21 protein-coding genes and 3 pseudogenes are annotated in these 21,318 nt (G+C 59.2%); 11 read left to right on the plus strand and 13 right to left on the minus strand.

Going from position 1 to position 21,318, the window contains the following annotated elements; translation table 11 throughout:
- Positions 1-176 precede the first annotated feature (176 nt).
- Complete coding sequence (locus tag KGB06_RS11125; protein WP_223515381.1) at positions 177-761, minus strand: YajG family lipoprotein; 585 nt, start codon at positions 759-761, stop codon at positions 177-179.
- Between the two features lie 103 nt (positions 762-864).
- On the opposite strand from KGB06_RS11125, the gene KGB06_RS11130 reads away from it, so the two are divergent.
- Positions 865-1,044 carry a hypothetical protein gene (locus KGB06_RS11130; RefSeq protein ID WP_223515456.1) on the plus strand — a complete coding sequence of 60 codons (180 nt, stop codon included), beginning with the start codon at positions 865-867 and terminating at the stop codon, positions 1,042-1,044.
- Between the two features lie 755 nt (positions 1,045-1,799).
- A complete protein-coding gene (mqo, locus tag KGB06_RS11135; protein WP_223515384.1) occupies positions 1,800-3,308 on the plus strand; it encodes a malate dehydrogenase (quinone) in 1,509 nt (502 codons plus the stop codon).
- Positions 3,309-3,444: 136 nt separating this feature from the next.
- Here mqo and KGB06_RS11140 read toward each other — a convergent pair whose 3' ends face one another.
- From KGB06_RS11140 to KGB06_RS11155, 4 genes are all read right to left on the minus strand, one after another.
- Positions 3,445-3,732: a PA4642 family protein gene (locus KGB06_RS11140; protein ID WP_223515388.1), complete on the minus strand. Its 288-nt coding sequence runs from the start codon at positions 3,730-3,732 to the stop codon at positions 3,445-3,447.
- Between the two features lie 63 nt (positions 3,733-3,795).
- Positions 3,796-4,281: a hypothetical protein gene (locus KGB06_RS11145; RefSeq protein ID WP_223515391.1), complete on the minus strand. Its 486-nt coding sequence runs from the start codon at positions 4,279-4,281 to the stop codon at positions 3,796-3,798.
- Positions 4,282-4,452: 171 nt separating this feature from the next.
- Positions 4,453-4,926 (minus strand): WbuC family cupin fold metalloprotein, encoded by a 474-nt coding sequence (locus KGB06_RS11150; RefSeq protein ID WP_223515394.1) that lies wholly within the window; start codon positions 4,924-4,926, stop codon positions 4,453-4,455.
- Between the two features lie 3 nt (positions 4,927-4,929).
- A complete protein-coding gene (locus tag KGB06_RS11155; protein ID WP_223515397.1) occupies positions 4,930-5,487 on the minus strand; it encodes a hypoxanthine-guanine phosphoribosyltransferase in 558 nt (185 codons plus the stop codon).
- 163 nt (positions 5,488-5,650) lie between these two features.
- Between KGB06_RS11155 and upp the strand changes: the two genes are divergently transcribed.
- Positions 5,651-6,289, plus strand: coding sequence for a uracil phosphoribosyltransferase (gene upp / locus KGB06_RS11160; RefSeq protein ID WP_223515400.1), 639 nt, complete (start codon positions 5,651-5,653; stop codon positions 6,287-6,289).
- A 2-nt stretch (positions 6,290-6,291) separates the two neighbouring features.
- A complete protein-coding gene (locus tag KGB06_RS11165; RefSeq protein WP_223515403.1) occupies positions 6,292-7,566 on the plus strand; it encodes a uracil-xanthine permease family protein in 1,275 nt (424 codons plus the stop codon).
- 89 nt (positions 7,567-7,655) lie between these two features.
- Here KGB06_RS11165 and hemH read toward each other — a convergent pair whose 3' ends face one another.
- Entirely contained in the window at positions 7,656-8,678 is a 1,023-nt protein-coding gene (gene hemH / locus KGB06_RS11170) for a ferrochelatase (RefSeq protein WP_223515406.1), read from the minus strand.
- Positions 8,679-8,691: 13 nt separating this feature from the next.
- Positions 8,692-9,594 carry a TIGR01777 family oxidoreductase gene (locus KGB06_RS11175; RefSeq protein ID WP_223515409.1) on the minus strand — a complete coding sequence of 301 codons (903 nt, stop codon included), beginning with the start codon at positions 9,592-9,594 and terminating at the stop codon, positions 8,692-8,694.
- 196 nt (positions 9,595-9,790) lie between these two features.
- Here KGB06_RS11175 and KGB06_RS11180 point away from each other — a divergent pair, with 196 nt between their 5' ends.
- From KGB06_RS11180 to KGB06_RS11210, 7 genes and pseudogenes are all read left to right on the plus strand, one after another.
- On the plus strand, positions 9,791-10,777 hold the full coding sequence (locus KGB06_RS11180; protein ID WP_223515412.1) for an NAD(P)/FAD-dependent oxidoreductase: 987 nt from the start codon (positions 9,791-9,793) through the stop codon (positions 10,775-10,777).
- 290 nt (positions 10,778-11,067) lie between these two features.
- Positions 11,068-12,027 carry a YbgA family protein gene (locus tag KGB06_RS11185; RefSeq protein ID WP_223515415.1) on the plus strand — a complete coding sequence of 320 codons (960 nt, stop codon included), beginning with the start codon at positions 11,068-11,070 and terminating at the stop codon, positions 12,025-12,027.
- Positions 12,027-12,968 (plus strand): MerR family transcriptional regulator, encoded by a 942-nt coding sequence (locus tag KGB06_RS11190; RefSeq protein WP_223515418.1) that lies wholly within the window; start codon positions 12,027-12,029, stop codon positions 12,966-12,968. The genes KGB06_RS11185 and KGB06_RS11190 overlap by 1 nt, the downstream gene beginning before the upstream one ends.
- Positions 12,969-12,988: 20 nt before the next feature.
- Positions 12,989-14,413, plus strand: a pseudogene (gene phrB, locus KGB06_RS11195) (deoxyribodipyrimidine photo-lyase); the annotation flags it as partial.
- Positions 14,361-14,513: pseudogene (locus KGB06_RS11200) on the plus strand (nuclear transport factor 2 family protein); the annotation flags it as partial. The pseudogenes phrB and KGB06_RS11200, both read left to right, overlap by 53 nt.
- Positions 14,514-14,545: 32 nt before the next feature.
- A pseudogene (locus KGB06_RS11205) lies at positions 14,546-15,292 on the plus strand (SDR family NAD(P)-dependent oxidoreductase); the annotation flags it as partial.
- A gap of 129 nt (positions 15,293-15,421) precedes the next feature.
- Positions 15,422-15,727, plus strand: coding sequence for a YkgJ family cysteine cluster protein (locus KGB06_RS11210; protein WP_007942663.1), 306 nt, complete (start codon positions 15,422-15,424; stop codon positions 15,725-15,727).
- Between the two features lie 122 nt (positions 15,728-15,849).
- Here the strand turns inward: KGB06_RS11210 and KGB06_RS11215 are convergent, their stop codons facing one another.
- The 6 genes from KGB06_RS11215 to hemA form a co-directional block, all read right to left on the minus strand.
- A complete protein-coding gene (locus KGB06_RS11215) occupies positions 15,850-16,368 on the minus strand; it encodes an acyloxyacyl hydrolase (protein WP_223515420.1) in 519 nt (172 codons plus the stop codon).
- 113 nt (positions 16,369-16,481) lie between these two features.
- A complete protein-coding gene (gene murI, locus KGB06_RS11220; protein ID WP_223515423.1) occupies positions 16,482-17,273 on the minus strand; it encodes a glutamate racemase in 792 nt (263 codons plus the stop codon).
- Positions 17,266-18,021 (minus strand): molybdopterin-synthase adenylyltransferase MoeB, encoded by a 756-nt coding sequence (locus KGB06_RS11225; RefSeq protein ID WP_223515426.1) that lies wholly within the window; start codon positions 18,019-18,021, stop codon positions 17,266-17,268. Before KGB06_RS11225 ends, murI begins: the two co-directional genes overlap by 8 nt.
- A complete protein-coding gene (gene prmC / locus KGB06_RS11230; RefSeq protein WP_223515429.1) occupies positions 18,015-18,845 on the minus strand; it encodes a peptide chain release factor N(5)-glutamine methyltransferase in 831 nt (276 codons plus the stop codon). The genes KGB06_RS11225 and prmC overlap by 7 nt, the downstream gene beginning before the upstream one ends.
- Positions 18,846-19,928 (minus strand): peptide chain release factor 1, encoded by a 1,083-nt coding sequence (gene prfA / locus KGB06_RS11235; protein ID WP_223515431.1) that lies wholly within the window; start codon positions 19,926-19,928, stop codon positions 18,846-18,848.
- Entirely contained in the window at positions 19,925-21,214 is a 1,290-nt protein-coding gene (hemA, locus tag KGB06_RS11240; RefSeq protein ID WP_223515434.1) for a glutamyl-tRNA reductase, read from the minus strand. The genes prfA and hemA overlap by 4 nt, the downstream gene beginning before the upstream one ends.
- Positions 21,215-21,318 lie beyond the last annotated feature (104 nt).

The following is a 21,318-nucleotide window of genomic DNA, read 5'->3' on the forward strand; positions in this document are numbered from 1 at the left end:
CCCCAACCTGTAGGAGCCGAGCTTGCTCGCGATGGCGGCATCACATTCAATATTGACGTCGACTGACAGTACGCCATCGCGAGCAAGCTCGGCTCCTACAGGCCAACGGTGTATTGCAGACATTAAAAAGCCCGGGGCCATTGCTGGCACCGGGCTTTTTTGAATCCGATGAATACTTATTCGCCGAGAACCTGACCCACCGTCGGATCCTTGAACAGGCGCGTCAGCGCATCACTCAACACATCACTGACCAGCTTGGTGTTGGTTTCCTGGTTCGGTGCCATGCCGAAACGCTGGTCCAGCGATGCACCGTAACGACCGCTGTAGCGACGATTGGCGTTCTGCACATCGGAGCGGAACGTAGCGCTGATGGTCGCTTCCGTCACATACATGCCTTCTTTAGGCGACTGATACTTCAGCTCGGCCAAGGTCACGGTGAGTTGCGGTGCATTCGGCGCATTGGGCGTCGGGGTAAAGCCCAGCAAGCGCACGGCCGCCTCGGCCTGAGCCTGCAACTTCGGCAGAATCTGCGAGCCCTGCACGGTGATCGCGCTGGTTTCCGGATACAAGCCGCCACGGGTGCCCAATGTTGGCGACGGACGACCGTCCACCACACGCACCACCACCGGCTGACCATGGCCGACTGGCGCCAGCTGCGTTGTCAGCTTGGGCTCAGGGTTCAGTTGTTGCGGGCTGTGGGCGCAGCCAACGAGGGTCAAACTGGTCACAGTGATCAAACTGAACAACAGACGTTGCAACATGCGTATCTCTCCAGAATCAGGTACAAACAGGCCCGCAGTATAGCGGTGCGTCATGACGGGTAACTAGCACCCTACAAGCCTTGAAGTAAATTCCTGTACCCCCCTGCAGCGCTGCCCTGCCCTGCTCGACGGCAATGGCCATTGCCACTCGTTCAAGCAGTGCAGCCTCCAGCCAATGGGAGAAAGCTGGGTGGAAATCGAAGAAATCCGTCTGAACGGGTTGCACCAACCTCTCCCCCCAAGCGCACGCGTTAGCACGCGCCAGCCACGTGCACGGGTGTAACATCTGTTGACCACCTGACCAGATGCCTAATAAAAGTCATTAAACACGTCCATTTCCCTGCGTTTCTTAGATACAATCTCCCCCCGATTATAAGGACGTCTCCTGATCGGGCCTCGCAGCATCGTTAATGCCTCGGTATTGACACCCCGCACCGCCCACAGAGAGCCGCCCACACAGATCGAGTGAAGCTGGTGTGCTTGCTGTTCCTTGAGCAAAAACCCGCTTTTCGCGAATCTGCAGAGCTGTCATTACGCTCGGTCACTGAGCTGTCTGCCCGTTTTGCCGGTCATGTATCCCATGACGGTAATGCTTGCGGGCACGGTGCCAGGCAGGGACAGCCCTTTTTTGAGGTTCACGTCTTCAAAAGAGCGTGAAAAAAACGGGTTTTCACAACTTCACAAGAGTGTGGCGAGCAAATGAATAGTTTTGCGTCTGAACATGCACCATTAGCGTCTGAAACAGCCCAACGACACAGGACCGGGCACTCCTCGTATACCGGAGCCTGAAGCCTGTCCGCTACGGATTTGGTTGCACAAACGGATGTATCGACCATAAGTCGAATTGCCAGTCGCGCGTTGAAATGAGTTCATAACCCTCATTGACCCGGCCGGTAGCGTCCGTCGAAGTTGCAAAAAATTGCGAAGATTCGGACATGGCAATACTCGCCATGGGTATCTGGGGCATCACTGACACGCCCCGTCACTCCTGGCAGCCATGCCGTCAATTTGGTGCTGCAGATTTTGGAGACGCGTTAAATGGCGCATAACGAAGCAGTCGACGTAGTACTGGTTGGGGCCGGCATCATGAGTGCCACCCTTGCGGTATTGCTCAAAGAGCTCGACCCCGCGATCAAGCTGGAAGTCGTCGAGCTGATGGATTCCGGTGCCGCGGAGAGTTCCAACCCGTGGAACAACGCCGGCACCGGTCACGCCGGGTTGTGTGAGCTCAACTACACGCCACAGGCTGCCGATGGCACCGTCGACATCAAGAAAGCCGTACACATCAATACCCAATTCGAGGTGTCGAAGCAGTTCTGGTCCTACCTGACCAAGAAAGGCACGTTCGGCTCGTGCAAGACGTTCATCAGCCCGGTGCCACACCTGAGCTTCGTGCAAGGTGACAGTGGCGTTTCCTTCCTCAAGGAACGCTTCAAGTTGCTGAGCAAGCACCACGCCTTCGCGGACATGGAATACACCGAAGACAAGGCCAAAATGGCCGACTGGATGCCGCTGATGATGCCAGGCCGTCCGGCCGACGAAGTCGTCGCGGCTACCCGCGTGATGAATGGCACAGACGTCAACTTCGGCGCCCTGACCAATCAATTGCTCAAGCACCTGACCAGCGCGCCCGACGCGCAGGTCAAGTACTGCAAGCGCGTGACCGGCCTGAAGCGTAACAACGGCGGCTGGACCGTCAGCATCAAGGACGTCAACAGCGGCAACACCCGTGACGTCGACGCGAAATTCGTCTTCCTCGGCGCTGGCGGCGCGGCATTGCCGCTGTTGCAGGCTTCGGGCATCGAAGAAAGCAAAGGCTTCGGCGGTTTCCCGATCAGTGGCCAGTGGCTGCGTTGCGACAACCCGGAAGTGGTCAAACACCACCAGGCCAAGGTGTACAGCCAGGCCGCCGTGGGTTCGCCACCGATGTCCGTTCCGCACCTGGACACCCGCGTGGTCGATGGCAAGAAGTCCCTGCTGTTCGGACCTTACGCCGGTTTCACCACCAAGTTCCTCAAGCACGGCTCCTTCATGGACCTGCCGATGTCGGTTCGCGCCGGCAACATCGGCCCGATGCTGGCCGTGGCGAAAAACAACATGGACCTGACCAAGTACCTGGTCAGCGAAGTGATGCAATCGATGGAACAGCGTCTGGAATCCCTGCGTCGTTTCTACCCGGAAGCGAAAGCCGAAGACTGGCGCCTGGAAGTGGCCGGCCAACGGGTGCAGATCATCAAGAAAGACCCGAAAAAGGGCGGCGTCCTGCAATTCGGTACCGAACTGGTCGCGGCCAAGGACGGTTCCCTTGCTGCCCTGCTCGGCGCCTCCCCTGGTGCTTCGGTGACCGTTTCGATCATGCTTGAGCTGATCGAAAAATGCTTCCCGGGCAAGGCTTCCGGTGAGTGGGCTGCCAAACTGGCAGAGATCTTCCCGGCTCGCGAAAAAGTGCTCGAAACCGATGCTGCGCTGTATCGCAAGATCAATGCGCACAACAACATCGCACTGGAACTGGTTGAAGCCAGTAACGAGACCGAAAGCTACGCTTGATTCGGCCCCATAAAAAACGCCCCGTTCTCACTGAGAGCGGGGCGTTTTTTTATGCCGTTCTGTAGGAGCACGGCTTGCCGGCGATGGTGTTCTTGAGATCGCTATCGCCGGCAAGCCGTGCTCCTACAGGTACAGGTTAACCGCGGGCCTTGGCGATCAATTCGATGTACTCGGCCGCATTGCGCTGATCCTTGATCAGGGCGACGAAGTCATTGCCATGCTCATCTTGGCCATTGAGGTCCAGACCTGCCTCGACGAAGAACGCCAGGAAACGCTCAAAGTCATCGATGCGCAGACCACGGTAGGCCTTGATCAATTTGTGCAGCGACGGCGAAGTGGCGTCGACTGGCTCGAAATCGAGGAACAACTTGATCTGCTCGTCGCCGATCTCGTCACCAATCACTTGCTTCTTATCTTTACGCATTGCCGACTCCAGCTCGCAGACATTTCACGGGGCGGGCAGTTTACCCCTCCCTTGGCGCCGGGCTCAACGCATGCGAGTGGCCCCGGTGTGCAAATCAGCCCAGACATGGCCATTGGCATAGCTGAGGAACTGGCAATACACCGTGTCATTGCGCAACAAGTCGATCACCACCCGGTACTGCGCCATCGGATAAAACAGCGTCAGGGTTTTGCTTTTGTCATCGTAGACCGGCTTTTTCAGGCTTTTGCTTTCGCCATCGAAGTTGACCAGCACCTGGTTGATGGTCGCGCCCTTGTTCAAGGATTTGCCCTTGAGGCGGATCAGCAACGGTGACGTGACGGGAATCGGCTGTTGATTGGACTGGCGCTGGCTGCCCACCACCACCGAATACTCGGTGACCTGCAGGAGTTGTTGCTGCTCGGGCTCTGCGTCGCGCAGGGTCAGGTCATCGGGTGGCAGAAACTGTGCGTGCATCGGCGCCGGGGCGGCCGCCAGTGGCAGGCTGAGGGTCAGCAACAGGGCGGCGCAGCTGCGGATCAAAAGGCTCATGAAGGGCTCCGGGGGGCGGGGCCAGGCACTTTATCACGGGTATTTGAAAATACTTCTGTGGACGCGATCCACTGTGGGAGCGAGCCTGCTCGCGATTACGTTGGCACATACAGCATAAATGTGTCAGTCAGACCGCAATCGCGAGCAGGCTCGCTCCCACAAGGTATGGGTTTAATCGAATTGTGAACGCATCCACGCCTGATACTCGGCGACACCTGGCTGGCCTTCACGAGGCGCCCAATCCGCCAGTTCGCCTTCACCCACCGGGCGATACGGACCGGCCTTGCACTCGAACATCAGGCTGTCGGCTTCCAGCACCACCAACCCGTGGAAAACACCAGTGGGCAGGTCCACGCCGACACAATCGCCACCGGCTTGCAGGATTTGCTTTTTCACCACCCCGCCAGCCTCGTCGAAGATCAGCACACCAAGGCGCCCTTTCAGGACCAACAAGGTTTCAGCCTTGTTTTCGCCCAAGTGCCGGTGAGGCGGGATATAGGTGCTCGGCTGCAAACCCACCGCCATGCGATGGCAAGCGTCTTCCATCTGATGAAAGTTGTGATGCTGTCGTCCACGAGGATTAGCCGCTGCTTTCTCGGCCAATTCAGTGAACAGCGTTTGATCCAGAAAGCGCGCCGTGGCCATTGATTACATTCCTTTAACAGCAAAGATCCCGTTAGCGTTACGCCAGTAGCCTTTGTAGTCCATGCCGTAACCGAAGATGTAACGATCGATGCACGGCAGGCCGACGAAATCGGCTTTCAGGTCCGGGCGAGCCTTACGGTCGTGGTCTTTGTCGATCAGCACGGCGGTGTGCACTTTGCGCGCGCCGGCGTGTTTGCAGAAATCGATGATTGCGCCCAGGGTGTGACCTTCGTCTAGGATGTCGTCGATGATCAGCACGTCACGGTCGATGAACGACACTTCCGGCTTGGCTTTCCAGAACAAGTCGCCGCCGCTGGTTTCGTTGCGATAACGGGTGGCGTGCAAGTAGGACGCTTCCAGCGGGAAGTGCAGGTGCGGCAACAGCTTGCCGGAAAAAATCAGGCCGCCGTTCATCACGCAGAACACCACCGGGTTGGAATCCGCCAGTTGATCGTTGATTTGCGCACCGACGCGGGCGATGGCCGCCTCGACTTCAGCTTCGGTGTACAGGCAGTCAGCCTCTCGCATGATTTGACGGATATGCTCGAGATCAGCGGACATGGCGCTCTCCAGGGGGTGGCTGTTCGGGAAAAGCGGGCAAAGGTACGCATCCCACACGGCCAGATCAAGCGTTTGTGGACTAACGTACTGTATGTCTATAGGACAACACCCTCGGATAGATTAATCTAGGCCGGTTTTTTTGCCCGCCGCCGGAGCCTTTCCCATGCCCATCCTCGAGATCCGCCACCCGCTGATCCGTCATAAACTTGGCCTTATGCGCCGTGCAGACATCAGCACCAAGAATTTCCGTGAGCTCGCTCAGGAAGTCGGCGCCCTGCTGACCTATGAAGCCACCAAAGACCTGCCGCTGGAGACCTACGACATCGAAGGCTGGTGCGGCACGGTGTCGGTCGAGAAAATCGCCGGCAAGAAAATTACTGTAGTACCGATTTTGCGCGCCGGTATCGGCATGCTCGAAGGCGTGCTGAGCCTGATCCCGGGCGCCAAAGTCAGCGCCGTGGGCGTGGCCCGCAACGAAGAGACCCTGCAAGCCCACACCTACCTGGAAAAACTGGTCCCGGAAATCGACGAGCGCCTGGCGATGATCATCGACCCGATGCTCGCTACCGGCAATTCCATGGTCGCCACCATCGACCTGCTGAAAAAGGCCGGTTGCCGCGAGATCCGCGCCATGGTGCTGGTGGCAGCGCCCGAAGGCATCGCCGCTGTTGAGAAGGCTCACCCGGACGTGACCATCTACACCGCCTCCATTGACGAAAAACTGAACGAACACGGTTACATCATCCCGGGCCTGGGCGATGCCGGTGACAAGATCTTCGGCACCAAGCAGAAGGACGCTTGAGCATGCAGCAGGAGTTCAACGATCCGCTCTGGCGCACGGTGCTGTCGGGTGCACAGATGCTGTTCGTGGCCTTCGGCGCGTTGGTGTTGATGCCCCTGATTACCGGCCTGGACCCGAACGTGGCGCTGTTCACCGCAGGCTTGGGGACGATTCTGTTTCAGATCGTCACCGGACGCCAAGTGCCGGTGTTCCTGGCGTCGAGCTTTGCCTTCATCACCCCGATCATCCTTGCCAAGGGCCAGTTCGGCGTTGCGGCGACCATGGGCGGCGTGATGGCGGCAGGCTTCGTCTACACTTTCCTCGGCCTGGCCGTGAAAATCAAAGGCACCGGTTTTATTGACCGTCTGCTGCCACCGGTGGTGATTGGTCCGGTGATCATCTCCATTGGCCTGGCCATGGCGCCGATTGCCGCCAACATGGCGATGGGCAAGGCCGGCGACGGCACTGAGCTGATTCATTACCAGACGGCAATGCTCATCTCGATGCCCGCGCTGCTGACCACCCTGATCGTCGCGGTGTTTGGCAAAGGCATTTTCCGTCTGGTGCCGATCATCTCCGGCGTACTGGTCGGTTTTGCCATGGCCTTCTACTTCGGCGTCGTCGATACCGCGAAGATTGCGGCCGCGCCGTGGTTTGCAATTCCGAACTTCACCGCGCCCGAGTTCAACTGGCAGGCGATTCTGTTCATCGTTCCGGTTGCGTTGGCCCCGGCCATCGAACACATCGGCGGCGTGATTGCCGTCGGTAGCGTGACCGGTCGCGATTACCTGAAGAAACCCGGCCTGCACCGCACCCTGCTCGGCGATGGCATTGCCACCACCGCAGCGGGCCTGTTTGGTGGCCCACCCAACACCACCTACGCCGAAGTGACCGGCGCGGTGATGCTGACCAAGAACTACAACCCGAAAATCATGACCTGGGCGGCGATTTTCGCCATCAGCCTGGCGTTCATCGGCAAGTTCGGCGCACTGCTGCAAAGCATTCCGGTGCCAGTGATGGGCGGGATTCTCTGCCTGTTGTTCGGTTCGATTGCAGCGGTTGGCATGAACACGCTGATTCGCCACAAGATCGATTTGGCCGAAGCGCGCAATCTGGTGATTGTGTCGGTGACTCTGGTGTTCGGGATTGGCGGTATGCTGGTCGGCACCGGGACCGGCCAGGATGACTTCGGTCTCAAAGGCATCGCGCTGTGCGCGGTGGTGGCGATTGCGCTGAACCTATTGCTGCCGGGCAATGACAGCTGGAAACACAAGAAGGCGAATGAGCCGCTGTTGTAAGCCGATCTTGAGATAGCTATCGCGGGCAAGCCTTGCTCCTACAGGTTTTGTGTCGATCACTGTAGGAGCAAGGCTTGCCCGCGATGCTTTTAAAGGGCCAATGGCGCTCTTTCGCACAATGCACTCAACGCCCGCGCCCACTGTGGGTCATCGTTGAGGCACGGCACCAGCACCAATTCCTCCCCTCCCGCTTCGCGGAACTGCTCCAACCCGCGATCACCGATCTCTTCCAGCGTCTCTATGCAATCGGCAACGAATGCCGGGCACATCACCAGAATTTTCTTCACGCCGCTTTTGGCCAACTCATCGAGCCGCGCTTCGGTGTAAGGTTCGATCCACTTGGCTCGGCCCAGACGCGACTGAAACGACACCGACCACTTGCCGTCCGACAAGCCCATGCGTTTGGCAAACGCTGCCGCCGTACGCAGGCACTGGCCGCGATAGCAGGTCGCGACCACTTCCGGCGGAGCACCGGCGCAACAGTCACCGCCGCTTTCGAAACTGTGGCCGGGATTGAGCTTCTTCAGGTGCCGCTCCGGCAATCCGTGGAAGCTCAGCAACAAGTGATCGTAATCCTGCTGCAAATAAGGCTTCGCGCTGGCGACCAAGGCGTCGAGGTATTCCGGCTGATCGTAGAACGGCTGGAGAATCGACAGCTGCAGGTCGAGTCCTTTTTCGCGCAGCACGCGCTTGGCTTCTTCGATGACTGTCGTGGTGGTGCTGTCGGCGAACTGTGGATAAAGCGGCGCAAGGGTGATTCTTTTGTGGCCCTGGGCGGCCAGCTGCACCAGTTTCGATTCGATCGACGGCTCACCGTATCGCATCGCCAGTTCCACCGGACCGTGGGGCCACTGCGCCGTCATGGCCTGTTGCAGACGACGGCTGAGCACAACCAGGGGCGAGCCCTCCTCCCACCAGATCGACGCGTAGGCGTGGGCTGACTGTTCCGGGCGTTTGATCAGGATCAGCGACACCAGCAAGCGCCGCACCGGCCATGGCAGGTCGATCACATACGGGTCCATCAGAAATTGATTGAGGTAGCTGCGTACATCCGCCACCGACGTGGAGGCAGGTGAACCCAGGTTAACCAGAAGCAACGCGTGATCGGTCATGCAACGTCCTATTTCAGAGGCGGCTGGACAGATCGTCCAGGGCCGCGCGCAAATCAGTAAACTGGAAAGTGAAACCCGCTTCCAGCAAGCGGACCGGCAGGGCCTTCTGGCCACCCAGCAACAACAATGACAACTCGCCCAGAGCTACTTTCAAGGCCAGGGCCGGCATCGGCATGAACGCCGGGCGGTGCAGCACGCTGCCCAGTGTCTTGGCAAACTCGCAATTGCGCACCGGTTTGGGGGCGCACGCATTATAAGGACCGCTGACGTTTTTCTGATGCAGAAGAAAATCAATCAGGGCGATTTGGTCGTTGATATGGATCCACGGCATCCACTGCCGACCATTGCCGATCGGCCCGCCCAGCCCCAGTTTGAACGGCAGCAACAGCCGCGACAAAAAGCCGCCCTCGGCCGACAAAACCAACCCGGTACGAATCAGCACAACCCGAATGCCCAAGGCCTCGGCACGCTGGGCGGTTTCTTCCCAAGCGACGCACAACTGGCTGGCGAAATCATCGATGACGGGGGGTGAAGCCTCGGTCAACTCACGCTCCCCCCCATCGCCATACCAGCCCAACGCCGAACCGGAAATCAACAGCGAAGGTTTTTGCTCGCGTTTTTCGAGCCAGGCCAGCAGCGTTTCTGTCAGGGTGATGCGGCTACTCCAGAGCAACGTTTTGCGCTTGTGAGTCCAGGGCCGGTCGGCAATCGGTGCGCCTGCCAGATTGATAATGGCGTCCAGCGGTGCCTGGTCGAGGTCTTCCAGCCGGGCAATACCACGCACTTGCGTGCCGCATATTTTTGCGACTTTTTCAGGCTTGCGACTCCAGACCGTCAGGTGATGCCCCTGACTCAACCAGTGCCGGCAGAGCTGACGTCCTATCAAACCAGTACCGCCTGTCAGCAATATGTGCATGACTTCTTCCTCGCGTGGCGTTTAACTCTGATCACTAGTCTATTTTTATAAGCAGGGATCTTTGGTATCGGGCAGGCTCTGTGTTTAACAATAGGCCAAGCTGTCAGATCGAGAACGCTAAAAGTTATACCAAAAAACAATATTGTACAGGTTTGACCCACGGCGTAGTCTGTACAGAAAGGTAAACGAGGCCCCTATGACTGTACCTATCGCAATCATCGGCACCGGCATCGCCGGGCTCTCAGCCGCTCAAGCCCTGACTGGCACAGGGCATGTCGTCCAGCTTTTCGATAAAAGCCGCGGCAGTGGCGGACGCATGTCGAGCAAGCGCAGCGATGCGGGTGCTCTGGACTTGGGCGCGCAATATTTCACAGCCCGTGACCGCCGCTTCGTCACCGAAGTCCAGCGTTGGCAAGCCAACGGCTGGGCCGCCGAGTGGACGCCGCAGCTCTACACCTACCACGGCGGCCAACTCAGCCTGTCGCCGGACGAACAGACGCGCTGGGTCGGTACGCCACACATGAGCGCTATCACCCGCGGCCTGCTCGGCGATCTGGAAGTACAGTTCGCTTGCCGGATCACCGAGGTCTATCGCGGCGAAGAACACTGGCATTTGCAGGACGCCGAAGGCTTCACCCACGGTCCGTTCAGTCATGTGGTGATCGCCACACCCGCCCCTCAAGCCACCGCGCTGCTGGCGGCCGCATCGAAGCTGGCCGGGGTTGCCGCCGGGGTAAAAATGGACCCGACCTGGGCCGTCGCCCTGGCATTCGAAACACCGTTGGAGACGCCGATGGAGGGCTGTTTCGTGCAGGACAGCCCCCTCGACTGGCTGGCCCGCAACCGCAGCAAACCGGGACGCGACAACACCCTGGACACCTGGGTGTTGCACGCGACCAGCGCCTGGAGCCGGCAACATATCGATCTGTCCAAGGAGGCCGTGATCGAGCAACTGCACGGCGCATTCGCCGAACTGTTGCACGACTCCATGCCCGCCCCGACCTTCAGCCTTGCCCATCGCTGGCTCTATGCCCGCCCCGCCAACAGCCATGAATGGGGCGCGCTCGCCGATGCCGACCTGGGCCTGTATGTGTGCGGCGACTGGTGCCTGTCCGGACGTGTCGAAGGCGCCTGGCTCAGTGGTCAGGAGGCTGCTCGCCGCTTGCATGAACACATGCAGTGAATCGCATCAACCCGCGTCAATTGCTGCTGTCGAAGTGGACAGCAGCCCATCCGCAAAACCGCGAAAAAATACTAGACCCTGTGGGAGCGAGCCTGCTCGCGATTGCGATGTCACTGACGCATTAATCCTGGATGTGCCGTCGCCATCGCGAGCAGGCTCGCTCCCACAAGGTCTTCATTGCCCCTCACAAAACTTATACAGAATGTTTGACTTGTACACCTTTGAATCTATGATGAAGTCATGCTGTACAGAACCACCACTCTGTACAGGTTTAGATTCGAGGTGCTCTGATGATCCATGCCCCCGTGAAACCGAAAATCGCTATCAGCGCCTGCTTGATGGGGGCCGAAGTTCGCTACAACGGCGGCCACAAGGAATCACGCCTGTGCAGTCACACCCTCACTGACTATTTCGATTTCATCGCGGTATGCCCGGAAGTCGCCATCGGCCTCGGCACCCCCCGTGAGCCGATCCGCCTGGTAGGCGACCCGCAACATCCCGAAGCCGTGGGCAGCGTTCACGCCGAGCTGAATGTCACCCGACCGCTCATCGAGTACGGCCAGACAATGGCCAGTCAGTTGAGCGACATCTGCGGCTACATCTTCATGCAGAAATCCCCATCCTGCGGCTTGGAACGGGTAAAGGTCTATCACGCCAACGGTGCACCGGTGGAAGGCGGTGGTCGAGGCGTCTATGCCCAGGCTTTCTGCGCACGGCACCCTGACCTGCCGGTAGAAGAAGACGGCCGGCTCAACGACCCGGTGCTGCGGGAAAACTTCCTCACCCGTGTGTTCGCTTACAGCGCCTGGCAGCAATTGCTGAAAAAGGGCCTGACCCGCCGCGGCCTCACCGAATTCCATTCTCGTTACAAATACCTGCTGATGGCGCATAACCCGGTGCAATACAAAACCCTGGGGAATTTACTGGGCAACATGAACCACACCACCCCCGACGAGTTGGGCCGGCGTTACTTCAGTGAATTGATGGCGGCATTGAAAAAGTGCGCCACACGGCGTACCCACACCAACGTCCTGCAACACATCAGCGGCTACCTCAAGCAGGTCATCAGCCCTGACGACAGGCAGGAAGTGCAGCACGTTATCGGCCAATACCGCCAAGGCATCGTGCCATTGGTGGTTCCATTGACCCTGCTCAAGCACCACTTCCGCCAGCACCCGGATACTTACATCGCGCGACAGGTTTACCTGCAACCGCATCCGGAAAATCTCAGTCTGCGAAACGCGATCTAATGAAAACCCTAATCGACATCAGCGCCAGCGAAGACCTTGGCGGTGATTTTAAAAAGGCCTTGGACGAAGACTGGCTGCCAATCCGTGAAGTGGCGCGCCAGACCGGCGTCAACGCCGTGACGTTGCGTGCCTGGGAACGGCGCTATGGCCTGATCGTTCCGCAACGCACACCCAAGGGCCATCGGCTGTTCTCGGCCGAACACGTTCAACGCATCCTGAAGATCCTCACCTGGCTTAACCGCGGCGTGGCCGTCAGTCAGGTCAAGCAACTGCTGGACACGCCGCAGGCGTTTACCGAGCCCGTTGAAAACGACTGGCAGGTGCTGCGCCAGACGCTGCTGCAAGCGGTGTCACACCTGAACGAACGCGCCCTCGACGACACCGTCAATCAAGCCATGGCGCTGTATCCACCGCGAACCTTGTGCGAACGCCTGTTGCTGCCGTTGCTGGCGGAACTGGAACAGCGTTGGCAGGGCCAGTTCGGCGCGCAGATGGAGCGGGCGTTCTTTTATTCCTGGTTACGCAGCAAATTCGGCGCACGCATCTACCATAACAACCGTCAGTTACGCGCTGCGCCACTGTTGTTGATCAATCACTCGGATGTGCCACTGGAACCTCACCTGTGGCTCACAGCCTGGCTGATCAGCAGCGCCGATTGCCCGGTAGAGGTGTTCGACTGGCCCTTGCCCGCCGGCGAACTCGCGCTGGCGGTCGATCACCTGCAAGCCCGTGGCGTACTGCTGTATTCCAGCAAAGCCATAAACCTTTCGCAGCTGCCAAAACTTTTGAATGGTGTCAGTTGCCCAAAAATGATTGCCGGACCCACGGTACGTATCCATCACGCCGAGTTGTCCGCAAGAACGACCGGGATCCCTGATTTGTCCTTCGCCGAAGACCTGTTATCGGCGCATAAGGAACTTGTTCAGCGCGGGCTAATTTAATGAATCGTTCGGACAGCACCCTGCAATTGATCTGGCTGCGCAGCGATTTGCGCCTACACGACAACACCGCCCTCTCGGCTGGCGCAGCGCGCGGTCAGGCGGTGGCGGTGTATCTGCTGAGCCCGGAGCAGTGGCTGGAGCACGATGATGCACCGTGCAAAGTGGATTTCTGGCTGCGCAACCTGAGCGAATTGAACCGTGCGTTGGGCGAACTGAACATCCCCTTGTTGATCCGCAAGGCATCACGTTGGGACGAAGCGCCGACAGTGCTGCTCGACCTGTGTCAGCAGTTGAAGATCGACGCCGTACACGTCAACGAGGAATACGGCATTCACGAAAGCCGTCGTGATACGGCTGTGGCCCAAGCGCTGAAGGCCAATGGCATCGACTTCTATAGCTACCTCGATCAACTGCTATTCAAACCGGGCACCGTGCTGACCAGGACCGGCACTTACTTTCAGGTCTTCAGTCAGTTTCGCAAGGTCTGTTACGAGCGCCTGCACAGGTCAATGCCAGCGCGGGTCTGCCCGCCTGCCGTCCAGGCGCCATTGACGATCAGCAGCGACACCCTTCCATCAAGCGTTGAAGGTTTCGCCACGCCCAGCGACAGCTTGCGCAAACTCTGGCCCGCCGGTGAGACCGAAGCCCGACGCCGTCTCGACACCTTCGCCGACGCCCATATCGACTACTACAAAGACGAACGCGACTTCCCGGCAAAACCCGGCACCAGCCAGCTCTCGGCCTATCTCACCGCCGGGGTGATTTCACCCCGCCAGTGTTTGCACGCGGCCCTGCAAAGCAATCAGGGCGAGTTCGAAAGCGGCAAGGTGGGTGCCGTCACCTGGATCAACGAGCTGCTGTGGCGCGAGTTCTACAAACATATTCTGGTGGGTTACCCACGGGTTTCCCGCCATCGCGCCTTCCGCCCGGAAACCGAGGCCGTGGCTTGGCGCGATGCACCGGAAGAACTGCTGGCATGGCAAGAAGCGCGCACCGGCCTGCCGATCATCGACGCGGCCATGCGCCAACTGCTTGAAACCGGCTGGATGCACAACCGGCTGCGCATGGTCGTGGCGATGTTCCTGACCAAGAACCTGCTGATCGACTGGCGTGAAGGCGAGCGCTTTTTCATGCGGCATTTGATCGACGGAGATCTGGCGGCAAACAACGGTGGCTGGCAGTGGAGCTCATCTACCGGAACCGATTCGGCACCCTGGTTCCGGATTTTCAACCCATTGAGCCAGTCGGAGAAATTCGACGTCGAAGGCGTGTTCATCAAGCACTGGCTGCCAGAACTGGCCGGACTCAACAAAAAGGACGTGCACAACCCGGCCAACCTCGGCGGCTTGTTCGGTGTGGCGGACTATCCGTCGCCGATCGTCAATCTGAGCACGTCTCGACAACGGGCGCTGGCCGCGTTCAAAAACCTGCCAGCACGACAAGGTTTATCGCCACCGGGATTACTTCAATGCCGGGGTGCTGAATTACGAACATATACCCATATTGGGTCGGGCGATTGCCTGGCTGAAAAGGAGAATGGGATGAGTCGTCCCCCCCCACGGCGCTACTGGTTGACCGGCGCCAGCAGCGGTATCGGCGCCTCGCTGGCCGAAGAAATACTGAAAAGCGGCGCTCATGTGGCCGTCAGTTCACGCTCGGTAGCGGTGCTGAAAGTCTTGTCCCAGCGCTATCCCGGACAAGTGCTGGTCCTGCCTGGAGACCTGACCAACAGCCAGCAGGTACGTGAAATCGGCGAGCAAATTGCGCAAGACTGGGGCTCGCTGGACACGGTGATTCTCAACGCCGGCACCTGCGAGTATGTCGACGTCCAGCAATTTGATTCGTCGATTGTCGAGCACGTGGTGCGCACCAATTTGCTCGCCAGCGCCTATTGCATCGAGGCCGCGATACCCCTGTTGCGCAAAGGCACCGCGCCACACATGGTGGGCGTCGCCAGCCCCGTGACGTACTTGCCGCTGCCGCGAGCGGAAGCCTATGGCGCGTCGAAAGTCGGGCTGCGTTACCTGTTCGAATCGCTGCGCATGGACCTGGCGCCGGAAGGCATCGAAGTCACCATGGTCAGCCCTGGGTTTGGCCAGACACCGCTGACGGCAAAAAACGACTTCCCGATACCGCTCAGTTGTCCGGTAGGTAAAGCCGCCCGGCACCTTTTCGCCAAACTCAAGAACCGGCCATTGGAGATCGCTTTTCCGGGCCTGTTCATGGCGGCGCTTTGGCCGCTGTCGAAATTGCCCAATGCGGTGCAACTGGCCATCGGCAAACGCATGGTGCGCAGCAACCCGCCGATCCAGGATCTGCTGTAAACATCGCCCTCATCGGCAGCTGTTTCCCGCACTTCACTTCATGGCCCAACGGTTCGCCTCAGATACCCGACACTGAGCGTCCGTCAGGCCTTTCACACAGCACCGGTCCACTGCCTTACACTGCGCGCCATGAAAACCATTCCCCACACGCAAATCGCCGAGCCGGCCGTCACGTGCTCGACCTGCGCGGCTTGCTGCTGTCAGCTCGAAGTGATGCTGATCACCGATACGGGCGTGCCCGAACGTTTTATCGATACTGATGATTGGGGCGGTGAAGTCATGCTGCGTCTGGACGACGGCTGGTGCGCTGCACTGGATCGCAACAGCATGATGTGCACGATCTACGAAAAACGTCCGCTGATCTGCCGGGAATTCGAGATGGGCGCACCGGAGTGCATCGAAGAACGCCAGGGGATCAGCACCGCGTATCGCTGAAAGGCAGCCTGGTGAAGAACTAATGTGGGAGCGAGCCTGCTCGCGATAGCGGTGTGTCAGTCAATATACATGCGACTGACACACCGCTATCGCGAGCAGGCTCGCTCCCACATTGAGCATGTTTACAACGGCATGGTGTAGTGCAGCGCGTAACTTTCTACACCATCGTTGTGATTGGCCATACCGCCATTGGAATAGTGCGTCGCACGAATCCCGACTTCATGACCGCCGGCAAAACGCGCACCAAAACCGAAACGGTCTTCGAACTGGAAGGACTGGCCAATGTCGTTGTTTTCAATTTCGGTATGGGCGAAAAACGCGACACCAATACCCGCCTCGACATAAGGTTTGACGGACTGACCGGCAAACTCGTAAACAAACACCGGCGAGAACGACAGGCTGTTGTTGCTGGAAGTCTTGTCCCCGTCCCAATAGGTATAGGCACCGCTCCAGTTACCCGTCAGACGCCCCACGTCACTTTGCCACCAGCTCTTGTCCCAATCGAATTGCATGCCCAGTCGATAGGTCATGGTTGAATCGGTGGTCTGGCCGACCCCGAACTCCACGCCTGCTGCCTGTGCGGTGAAACTTTGCCCCATTAAAGCGGCCGCAATCGCGGCCAAGCAGAATAGTCGCTTCACTAGAAACTTCCTTTTCCAAACGATTTCGTATGGTTTTCTGTTGCTCAACGCTATAGAAGTCGACGCTTGATCAAAAGTTCATGCCAATTGCTCTTTCGCCCCCAACTCGTTACTTACCCCTCGAAGCTTCTCACAACACCCGACGTATTCCACAGTATCGGTAAGATATTTCTGAAATGAACGGGATCGGCACTCGTCCAGAACCGAGCGGCACGAACAGGTCCATCGGCGAGCAATTCACGCTCGGCCAACAGACGCTGAAGTTGCCGCGCGACAGCAGCCCCCGTGTCGATCAGGCTGATGTCATCGGGGATCATCTGCTTAAGCAAAGGCTTTAGGAAGGGATAATGCGTACACCCCAGAATCAGGGTGTCGCACCCGGCGCCCAACAGCGGTTCGACGTACCTTGCCAGCAACTGGCGCAATGCCTCGCTGTGCAAATCGCCGTTTTCAATCAGTTCTACCAGGCCGGGACATGGCTGAGTGATGACGCGCACATCGGTGGCGAAACGGTCGAGCAAGGCGGCGAACTTGGCACTCTGCAAGGTGCCCGTGGTGGCGAGCACACCCACCACACCGCTGCGGGTCGCGGCGGCGGCGGGTTTGACCGCAGGCTCCATGCCGACGATGGGCCACTGGGGATAATCGCGTCGCAGGTCGGCAACGCCCGCGACGGTCGCGGTATTGCACGCCAGCACCAAGGCCTTCGCACCCTGCTGATGGAAAAAATCGGCCATGACGCTACAGCGCTGGCGGATGAATTCCGGGGTTTTCTCGCCGTAAGGAACATTCCCGCAATCGGCGACGTACAGCAGTGACTCGTTGGGCAACAAACGCTGGATCTCGGCCAGCACCGAGAGCCCACCGACGCCGGAATCGAACACGCCAATCGGCGCTTCACGCATGTGTCGAACCACAAACACTGCAGCCCGGATCACGCTTGACCCGCAATTCGCGAAAGCGCGAGCCCAGCGCATCGATCAACAACAGACGTCCCACCAGTGGCTCGCCGAAACCGACCAGCAGTTTCATGGCTTCCAGTGCCTGAAGGCTCCCCACCAACCCCACCAACGGCCCGACAACACCGGCTTCGCTGCACGTCAGTTCGGCTTCGCTGCCATGCCCGTATAAACAGTGGTAACACGGACTGTCAGGACGGCGCGGGTCGAACACCGACAATTGCCCTTCGAGGCGAATCGCCGCGCCACTGACCAGTGGTTTGCGGGCGGCGACACAGGCAGCATTGACTGCTTCGCGGGTGGAGAAGTTATCGGAACAATCAAGCACCAGATCCACCGCAGCCACGGCTGCGGCCAAGGAATCCTCGTCCAGTGCGGCGCGATGGGGGATCAGTTTTATCTCGGGATTGATCGCGCTCAGGCGTTTGATCGCCGAGTCAACCTTGCTCAGGCCGACGCTATCGGTGTCGTGAACGATCTGACGCTGCAGGTTGGTCAGGTCGACCGTGTCGAAGTCGGCAAGGTGCAGCTCACCCACGCCAGCAGCGGCCAGGTAAAGCGCAACCGGTGAACCAAGACCACCGAGGCCGACGATCAACACGCGGCTTTCTTTCAAACGCAACTGGCCGTCGATGTCGACGTGTTGCAACAGAATCTGCCGACTGTAGCGCAACAATTCCTGATCATTCAGCACGGCAGGCGCCCCAGGCTGATACGTTCGTGTCCACCCAGATCGGTACGGCTATGGACGTTTTCAAAGCCGCGGGTCAGCAGCAAATCGCGGACGATGCTGGCTTGATCATAGCCGTGTTCGAGCATCAGCCAACCGCCCGCTTCCAGATAATCAGGCGCCTGGGCGACGATCAAGCGCAGATCGTCGAGCCCGTCGACACCGGCCACCAGAGCACTGGCCGGCTCGAAACGCACGTCGCCTTCCACCAGATGCGGGTCGGAGGAAGGGATGTAAGGCGGGTTGCTGATAATCAGTTGAAAACGCTGACCTGCCAGGGCGCTGAACCAATGGCTGCTCAGCACCGTGGCGTTATTGAGGTGCAGGCGCTGGCGGTTACGCTCGGCCAGCGCCACGGCTTCAAGCACGCGATCCACTGCTGTGACCTGCCACGCCGGACGTTCGCTGGCCAGGGCCAGGGCGATGGCACCACTGCCGGTGCCGAGGTCGAGGACCTTGGCGGGTGTGGCCGGCAACAACTCCAGCGCAGCTTCCACCAGCAGTTCGGTGTCCGGGCGCGGGATCAGTGTGTGCGGAGCCACTTCCAGGTCCAGTTTCCAGAAGCCTTGCTGCCCCAGAATGTAAGCCACCGGCTCGCCACCACGACGACGCTGCAAGTAACTGGCAAACGTCAGCGCCGCTTCACTGGGAACAATGCGCTCCGGCCAGGTGTGCAAAAAGCTGCGGGGCTTGCCCAACGCAGCAGCCAGCAACAACTCGGCATCCAGACGCGCGGTGGGCGAGTCGGGCAAATCGGCGGCGCGCAACAAACTGGCAATGATCGTCATTTACTCACCTATCGCCGCCAATTGATCCGCCTGGTACTCGGCCAGCAACGGCTCGATTACCGCATCGACCCCGCCGGCGAGGATTTCGTCGAGCGAATACAGCGTCAGGTTAACCCGGTGGTCGGTGACCCGGCCCTGGGCAAAGTTGTAGGTACGGATCCGCTCCGAGCGATCACCGGAACCGACCAGCAATTTACGCTCGCTGGCGATGGCATTCGCCGCAGCGCTGGTTTGCTGATCATTCAGTTTGGCCGACAGCCAGGACATCGCCCGGGCGCGGTTTTTGTGCTGCGAACGCTCTTCCTGGCACTCCACGACAATACCGGACGGCAAGTGCGTGATGCGGATCGCCGAGTCGGTCTTGTTGACGTGCTGACCACCAGCACCGGAGGAGCGATAAGTATCGACGCGCAGATCCGCCGGGTTGATCTCGATCGTTTCCTGTTCGTCCGGCTCGGGCAACACCGCCACGGTGCAGGCCGAGGTATGGATGCGGCCCTGGGACTCAGTGGCCGGAACCCGTTGCACACGGTGCGCGCCAGACTCGAATTTCAGCTTGCCATAGACGTTGTCACCTTCGACCCGGGCAATGACTTCTTTATAGCCGCCGTGTTCGCCTTCGTTCTCCGAGAGAATCTCTACCCGCCAGCCACGACGCTCGGCGTAACGCGAATACATGCGGAACAGGTCGCCGGAGAAAATCGCCGCCTCATCACCGCCGGTGCCGGCACGAATTTCGAGGAACACGTTACGGCCGTCGTTCGGGTCTTTCGGCAACAGCATGCGTTGCAGGCTGGCTTCGAGTTCGATCAGTTGCTCCTTGGCTTCGCGGACTTCTTCCACGGCCATTTCGCGCATGTCCGGGTCGCTGTCCTTGAGCAGTGCCTGAGCGCCTTCAAGGTCACCTTGCACTTTGAGCAACTGTTTATAGGTGCCGACAATCGGCTCGACTTCCGCGTATTCCTTGGAATAGGTGCGGAATTTGTTCTGGTCGGAAATGACTTCGCCATCGCCAAGCAAGGCGGTCAATTCCTCGAAACGGTCCTGGAGGATGTCCAGCTTATTGAGCAGTGACGCTTTCATTGCGGTTTTTTATCCGAAAAGCTATCCGATGAGCCCTCATTCAGGGCAAAGAGTTCCTGGGCCATGGCCAGCGCATCGAGGCGGCCTTCGGCAGAGAGCTTTTTCAATTGCACACTGGGCGCGTGCAACAGTTTGTTGGTCAAGCCGCGCGCCAGTTGCACCAGCACGTCTTCGGCGCTGCTGCCGTTGGCCAGCAGGCGCAGGGCCTTCTGTAATTCTTCGTCGCGCATGCGCTCGCTTTGCTGACGATAAGCCTTGAGCACATCCACCGCCGCCAGCTCGCGCAGGCGGATCATGAAATCTTCGGCGCCGACCGAGACCATTTCTTCCGCCGCCTGGGCTGCGCCCTGACGACTCTTGAGGTTCTCGGCGACCACTTCGTGGAGATCGTCGACGCTGTACAGGTAAACGTCGTCCAGTTCACCGACTTCCGGCTCGATATCGCGCGGGACGGCGATGTCCACCATGAAGATCGGCTTGTGCTTGCGCAGCTTCAGGGCGCTTTCCACCGCACCTTTGCCAAGAATCGGCAACTGGCTGGCGGTGGAGCTGATAACGATGTCGCTGCGCACAAGCTCGGCCGGGATGTCCGAGAGCAGCACGGCGTGGGCACCAAACTGCTCGGCCAGAATACTCGCGCGTTCCAGGGTGCGGTTGGCGACGACAATGCGTTTTACCCCCAGCTCGTGCAGATGGCGGGCGACCAGGGTGATGGTTTCGCCGGCGCCGATCAGCAAGGCCTGGCTGCGTTGCAAGTCACTGAAAATCTGTTTGGCCAGGCTGACCGCGGCAAACGCCACGGACACTGGATTTTCACCAATGGCGGTGTCGGTGCGCACCTGCTTGGCCGCGTTGAACGTGGCCTGAAACAACCGCCCGAGCAATGGACCGATGGTACCGGCCTCGCGCGCGACGGCGTAGGCCGACTTCATCTGACCAAGAATCTGCGGCTCGCCCAACACCAGCGAGTCAAGCCCGGAAGCAACCCGCATCATGTGACGAACTGCCGCATCATCTTCGTGCACATAACTGCTCGCACGCAGCTCTTCGAGGCTCAAATGGTGATAATCGGCCAGCCAGCGCAACACAATGTCAGCCGAAAGGTGATCCTGTTCTATATAGAGTTCACTGCGATTGCAGGTGGAGAGGATCGCAGCTTCGCGGCTGTCGGTGAGGCGGCAGAGCTGCTGCAAGGCCTCCACCAGCTGCTCAGGGGTAAAGGCCACGCGCTCGCGGACGTCTACTGAAGCAGTCTTGTGGTTGATACCGAGTGCAAGGAAGGCCATTCAAGGTCGCTGATGGTGACGTGAAGCCGGCAATTGTCCTACTTCGCCACAGACAGAACAACTACCGCTGACTATTGTCCCAATGTCCCGCCTCTATAAAGGCC

This window comes from Pseudomonas sp. GL-B-19 (assembly GCF_019956415.1).
Taxonomy (GTDB): Bacteria; Pseudomonadota; Gammaproteobacteria; order Pseudomonadales; family Pseudomonadaceae; genus Aquipseudomonas.